Source organism: Butyrivibrio sp. (genome assembly GCF_017433805.1).
GTDB lineage: Bacteria > Bacillota > Clostridia > Lachnospirales > Lachnospiraceae > Butyrivibrio.
Genome location: NZ_JAFRGN010000062.1, coordinates 47,936 through 54,579, shown reverse-complemented (window position 1 = coordinate 54,579; position 6,644 = coordinate 47,936). Strand labels below are relative to the sequence as shown.

Sequence of the window (6,644 nt, the reverse complement as noted above, 5' to 3'; positions counted from 1 at the left end):
CTGACAGTTTTTATTGCCGGATGTGATAATCCAAAAAGAGCCTCGCCATACCAATTACTCCCCTTATTATAAAAAATAAGTGCAGATGTCAGAGGTAATTACTCTCTAACAACTACACTTTTATGGTACTAAAAAGAGCCACAAAACTGTGACTCTTTCGAAATTCATTATTTAAGCGCATCTGCAATATCTTTTTTCATATCGAATACTGCTGCCCTTGCTGCATCTCCAACCTTGCCATCTGCGAACTGCTTGTAGTTCTCATTCTGCCATGCAGCGATAATTCCACGGGAAGAATTAACGATTGCTCCAAGGCCATCCTTGTTAAAGAAATGAACCAGGTCTTTGCCCTTACCACCTTGAGCACCATAGCCAGGAACAAGGATGTAGGCATGTGGCATAATGTCACGAAGGATCTTACCCATCTCTGGGTATGTAGCGCCAACTACTGCGCCAACGTTACTGTAGGAACCATCCATTGACTCAAGTCCCCACTTCTCAACCTGTTCTCCAACATGCTCATAAAGTGGTCTGCCGTCTATGAGACGATCCTGGAACTCTCCGCTTGATGGGTTAGAAGTCTTAACCAGTACGAAGATTCCCTTGTCTTCTTTATTACAAACTGAAATGAAAGGCTTAACGCCGTCAGATCCAAGATATGGGTTAACTGTAGCAAAATCCTCATCAAAGCCTCTGAAAGTCTCATCACCGATCTTGACGCTTCCAAGATGGCCAACTGCATAGGATTCAGAAGTAGAGCCGATGTCACCTCTTTTGATATCGCCGATTACGATAAGTCCCTTCTCCTTACAGTACTCAACTGTTTTCTTGAAGGTGATAAGTCCCGGAATACCAAGCTCCTCATACATAGCGATCTGTGGCTTAACTGCTGGAACAATATCGTAAATACTGTCAATAATCTCTTTGTTGTACTGCCAGAAAGCTTCGGCAGCGCCTTCAAGATTAACTCCTTTTTCAGAAAAAGCCTTGTCCTTTATCCTGTCAGGGATAAAAGAGAGCTTAGGATCAAGTCCCACAACAATAGGTGCACCTGTGTCTACAATTCTGTCTACTAACTTGGATATCATTTAGATTACCTTCCCTTGGTGTATTATGTATTTGCCTTTTTGGCTCTTCTATCGAAAAATTCATCAATAGCGCCTATAAGCTTCTCTTTTGGCATGGACTTAAGGAGGTACTTCTCAGGCTTAAGTGAAACTACCTTCAGAATACTTTCCTTATCATCCTTGGCTGTCAGGAAAATAACCGGCATATCTCTTAGCGCCTGAGTGTTCCTGATTTCTTTTAACACCTCAGGTCCATTCATGACCGGCATCTCATAATCCAAAAGGATTAAATCAACCGGATTCTGCATGAGGAAAGATATAGCAATCTTACCTGAACTAGCCATATAAACTCTATATTTAACAGAAAGCCATGTCTTCATCATTCTGAGCATAGCTCCGTCGTCATCAATTATAAGGATTTTCTTCTTGAGATTCTCATCAACAGCGCTGTAATCCACCACGGTATCCAGGGTCTCAGCAAGCATCTTGACATCGAGAGGTCTGATGTAAGTCTCCTGAATCTTCTCCTTACCAATAAGGGTAAGACCAAGTGAAAGCTCTTCCTGATTACCGATCATATACAAAAGAAATCTCTCTGTATCGATAGCTTCGTTGATATACCTGAGAACTTCAGAATCATCGAGCGTAATATCACCAAGATACAAAATATAGATACCTGGCTTATTCTCAATGTTTTTTATCTCAAGTGACAAAAGACCTGCAGGCACAACCTCGTACCCTTCCTTCTCAAGGCCCTTTGCTATTGCGTTAACCATAAAGCTCTTCTGATTACCAATAAGTAATACGCGCTTATCCATATTTAGCCCTCTCATATTGAAACGCTATTATTAAAGTATATTTAAAAGACCATCTCTGTCAACCGCAGCCATGAGTCTTTTTACTTCTTCATGCTTGTCTTTATACTGAGCCGGAATCTTGTAATCCTCCAGCATCTTCATGATGTCGTCCGCACTGTCAAAAAGTGATGCAGAGACAAATTCCTTGATGGAAGCATAGGCATTTTCAAGGTCGTCCGGTGGAATCTCCTCTTTGCCCTCATCGTCTTCCAGTGTCAGTATCTCGAGCTTACCAAGGTAGCTCCTGTACAGTGCCAAAAGCTCTGGTGTCATATCATGAATTTCTTCTACCCAGTTGTCATTACCGCATTTCTCAAGGTATTCAGCCTGATCGCCAAGGTCAACTGCGCCAATTGCGCGGGCTGAACTCTTAAGGCCATGTACATAGATAGTATAATTCTTGATATCGCCTTCTCTTTCGTACTTCTCAATAAGCTCTGCTCTCTCTGTAATGGCCATTCTGAAGTCCTTCATAACATCTCTGGCCGCATCTGCAGAGCCACATCTTTCGATTGCCACTTCGATATCAACACCGGGAACACGCAACAGATCCTGCATAGCTTTTTTCTCAGCTTCATCAACTTCCGCTGCATTGGATACAAAGCCTTCATCTCCAGGTCTTATTACCTTGTCCGCAGGCAGATAAGTAAGGATCATCTCTTCCAGCTTGCCGGGATCTACAGGCTTGGACATGTAGTTATCAAAGCCTTCCTTACAGTACATCTCTCTTGATCCAGAGATAGCGTTGGCAGTAAGGGCCACAACAGGCGTAAAGATCGAAGCATTATCATCCATTTCCTTCATGGCATGGAAGGTCTGAATACCGTCCATCTCAGGCATTCTGTGATCAAGGAAGATGATGTCATACTTTTTCTTTCTGACAAGATCAAGAGCCTCAAAGCCACTAATTGCCGTATCAATCTGTATCTGAGTCTTCTTAAGAAGTCCCACGATAACCGTAAGGTTTGTCTTGGTATCATCAACCACGAGGATCTTGCCCTCAGGCGCATGGAAGCTCTCTTCGTAGTTTTCTGTTTCCTGCTGATAGTTCTTGTAGGCACTGGCGAAATCGCCCATAGGCTCTTTATCAACAACTCTCTGCAAGAGGTCAAAAGAAAATTCGGAGCCCTTACCATATTCACTCTTAACAACAAGCTTGGATTTCATCATAGCAAGCAGGCTGTTGACGATATTGATTCCAAGACCTGTTCCTTCGATGGTTCTGTTTCTCTTTTCATCGATTCTCTCAAATGCTGCCGAGAGCTTATCTATATCCTCTTCCTTGATACCAATTCCGGTATCCTTGACCTTGACCTTAAGAAGAATATAGTCATCGATGATAACATCATCCTCCATGTTGGCTAGTTTCTCTGCGTCAACATACTCGTAATCGATGTTCAGATTGACACTGCCTTCCTCAGTATACTTGACAGCGTTGGTGAGGATGTTGAGTATACACTGCTTGATTCTGACCTCATCGCCATAAAGCATGTGCGGAATGTTCTCATTTACATCAACCGTGAACTCAAGCTGTTTGTCTTTGGCTCTCATCTTGGCCATGTTGACCAGATCATTGATAACAGAGCCCAACTCGTATTCTACAGGAATGATCTCCATCTTTCCCGCTTCGATCTTGGAGAAATCAAGGATATCATTTATCAGTGTTAAAAGAGTTTTACCAGAGCTCTGAATGTCCTTGGCATAGCCGATGATGGACTCGTCGCTACTCTCGCGAAGGATCATCTCATCAAAACCAAGAACTGCATTGATAGGGGTTCTGATCTCATGAGAGATATTGGAAAGGAATCTCGATTTAGCTTCATTGGCAGACTTCTCGATTTCCAGCTGGTCCTCAATGTTCTGCCTTGTCTTAACGAGTTCGATATACTCCATAAGTCTGTAGAAAGTTAGATCTACAGCGTGATAGAGTTCTTCAATCTCATCCTTTGTATCGATAGCAAGGTTATGAACATCAGTAACCTTCGCATTTAGCTGTAGTTCATCAGAGCTATAAATATCTGAAACTGCTTTGGACAGGTCTCTTATTGGCCTTGCAATTCTTCTTTGGGCATATCTGTTAACGAATACCGCAAGAGGAATGACGATAATAGATATGAGCATGGCAAGCTTAACGCTGAACTGGGAGTTTCTAAAGCCTATGTCTACAGAGTATTTTCTCTCAGTTTCAGCAGATTTTTCTGCCTCTCTCTGGAGCTTGAAGCTGACCCTGCTCTCTAATATTCCAGCATTCGTAACATGGCTATAATCCTCTTCTACGACTATTTCCTGCCTGTTGGGAGTAGTGACATACTTCATGGTAGGAACAAGAGTATTAGATGCTATCTCAGCCGAAACTCCAAGGACAATAGCTTCGAATACTACAATTCGAAGGATAACCTGCCCTATCTTGGACTTGCTGTAAATTTCATATTTTTCATCATCGGTCAGAAATTCCTCATCAATATAATACTTACCATTATTGATAAGTCTCTTTCTTTCAACTGGAATATACTTATATATAAAGTAGACGATAAAGCAGGCTGTATAGCTTCCTGGAAGCTCATTTAAGAAACAATATATGAATACCCTGAGATCAAGAGTAGATAAGCTTTTTCCCGCAAGGAGCCATAGCACAACGCCCCAGGATACGCCTGTCATAAACTGAAGGAAAAAGCCGGCAAGAAGGGTCGTATACCAGCGCTTAAAGAATCTCTTTTTAGCCATGGCTTCTACGACTATTACTACCATAAGATATATGAATGTAAGATAAGAAAAACTGCTATATGCAAAGGTTTTATGGAAAAAGACAATAAGAACAGCCATAAGTCCTGGCACTGACCCACCAAAGGCAGATGCCAGGATAAATGGTATGTATTTGAGTACGTAAACAAGTCCTGAAACAATATTGTTCTGCGGCGCAACCCTTACGATCTGCTGGCCATAAAGAATTGACAAAAAGGCCGTAGCAAATACTATTAAGGCATTAATGCCCACCATCCTTGGATCATCCGCAGAACCGAATATAGCTTGGAAAACCAGACTGTTTTTTCTCTTCATGAATCCTGTCCCTCATAAAAAGACAAATGAATCCGTAAGTGCAATCGATAGTTACATGTGTCCGTCCCTATGCATTGAGAATTTATCCATCGGATAGTTCTTAATGTTTTCCAAAACTTTTCTATCATCCGCCTTGGACAGCAGATGTTCCCTCGCCTTGTTGATCTCTCCAATTCCTCTGTGTCTTGAAGGGCCTCCCACGCAGCCCCCTGGACAAACCATTCCTTCGATGAAGTCCTCAGGAAGCTTGCCCATCTTGAGAAGAATAAGAGCTTTTTTACATTCAAGTCCGCCATGTGCTGCAAGAAGCTTGATGTCCCCAGTTTCTATACCTCGCTCCTGCATACACTCTATAACCGCCTTGGCAACTCCGCCGCTTCCTGCAAAGCGTTTGCCCCAGATTGAAGATTCCTGATACTCATCAGCTACAGGCTCAAACTTAACACCCTTGGATCTCATGAGAGCTCTCAGTTCTCCGTAGGTTACTACGTAATCCGCATTGTCTTTTACCGACTTATCAGCAGCTTCGGACTTCTTGGCGATACAAGGTCCGATGAACACTGTAACGCAGCCTGGATGTGTTGCCTTCATGTATCTGGAAATAGCGCACATCGGCGATATTGTTGATGACATGTTGTTCTCATACTGCTCAGGGAAGTGCTTCTTGAGCATATTGATGAATGCCGGGCAGCAGGAGGTGGTCATCTTCTTGCCTTCTTTATAGGCCTCTGCCCACTCCTCAGACTCGTAGGCCGCTGTCATATCACCGCCAAGTCCAACTTCGATCATGTCTGAAAAACCTATCTTCTTGAGGCCTTCTCTTATGGATGCCATGGAGATATCTTCTCCGAACTGACCTTCTGTAGCAGGTGCGCACATTGCGATAACTTCTTTTCCTGCCTTGATCTCTTTGATGATATCAACCAGGAAGGTCTTACTACCTATAGCTGCAAATGGACAACTGTGAATGCAGTGACCACACTGGATACATTTATCTTCGTCAATCTTGCAGTAGCCATACTCATCATAGGTGATGGCTCCTACAGGACAAGCCTTCTTACAAGGTCTTTCGAGATGAACGATTGCGGAGTAAGGGCAGGCAGCAGCGCATTTGCCGCATTCCTTACACTTGGCAGGATCTATATGCATGTGGGTATCACCAGGTGATATGGCGCCGAACTCACAGGAGTTAAGGCAGGCCTTACCCATGCAGAATCTGCAGTTATCAGTTACTGAATAAGCTGAAATCGGGCACTCGTCACAGGCTGGATCAATGACCTGAACGATGTTGCGTGAATCCGGATTGTAGGTTGGATTCTTGGCCATAGCGAGGTTAATTCGCTGCCTTACGATTTCTCGCTCTTTGTAGATGCAACATCTATACTCAGGTTTGGGGCCTGGGATAGTTTTGAGAACGAGTTGTTCTATATGTTCCTGGTCGTTGTTGCCCTCCCACTCAAGGCGGCAAACTTCCTCCATTATTTTGTGTTTGAAGCGGTTCATGCTTTCGTCGTTCGTTACCATAAAATCTCCCCTTGTTTTTTCTCATTACGATTAACTGGACGCTAAATCTTTTGTCGTGATGCAAATCTTACTCTCGTAGTGCTGGACACTCCTATGAGCCTGCAATGGCAGTCTCATATCCGCAGCACTAAAATCGATT

4 protein-coding genes are annotated in these 6,644 nt (G+C 43.2%); all 4 read right to left on the bottom strand.

What is annotated here, in order from left to right; all coding sequences use genetic code 11:
- Positions 1–167: 167 nt before the first annotated feature.
- The 4 genes from pyrF to IJI01_RS13885 are packed head-to-tail and all read right to left on the bottom strand — an operon-like array spanning position 168 to position 6,505.
- Positions 168–1,088 carry an orotidine-5'-phosphate decarboxylase gene (pyrF, locus tag IJI01_RS13900; RefSeq protein WP_292191683.1) on the bottom strand — a complete coding sequence of 307 codons (921 nt, stop codon included), beginning with the start codon at positions 1,086–1,088 and terminating at the stop codon, positions 168–170.
- Between the two features lie 23 nt (positions 1,089–1,111).
- Positions 1,112–1,885: a response regulator gene (locus tag IJI01_RS13895; RefSeq protein WP_292191680.1), complete on the bottom strand. Its 774-nt coding sequence runs from the start codon at positions 1,883–1,885 to the stop codon at positions 1,112–1,114.
- A gap of 30 nt (positions 1,886–1,915) precedes the next feature.
- Positions 1,916–4,981 (bottom strand): response regulator, encoded by a 3,066-nt coding sequence (locus tag IJI01_RS13890; protein WP_292191677.1) that lies wholly within the window; start codon positions 4,979–4,981, stop codon positions 1,916–1,918.
- Positions 4,982–5,032: 51 nt separating this feature from the next.
- Positions 5,033–6,505: a 4Fe-4S dicluster domain-containing protein gene (locus tag IJI01_RS13885; protein WP_292191674.1), complete on the bottom strand. Its 1,473-nt coding sequence runs from the start codon at positions 6,503–6,505 to the stop codon at positions 5,033–5,035.
- Positions 6,506–6,644 lie beyond the last annotated feature (139 nt).

What these genes read in the sequence shown, in the direction of transcription:
- pyrF (WP_292191683.1), bottom strand. Translation starts at nt 1,088, where the DNA reads ATGATATCCAAGTTAGTAGACAGAATTGTAGACACAGGTGCACCTATT.
- IJI01_RS13895 (WP_292191680.1), bottom strand. Translation starts at nt 1,885, where the DNA reads ATGGATAAGCGCGTATTACTTATTGGTAATCAGAAGAGCTTTATGGTT.
- IJI01_RS13890 (WP_292191677.1), bottom strand. Translation starts at nt 4,981, where the DNA reads ATGAAGAGAAAAAACAGTCTGGTTTTCCAAGCTATATTCGGTTCTGCG.
- IJI01_RS13885 (WP_292191674.1), bottom strand. Translation starts at nt 6,505, where the DNA reads ATGGTAACGAACGACGAAAGCATGAACCGCTTCAAACACAAAATAATG.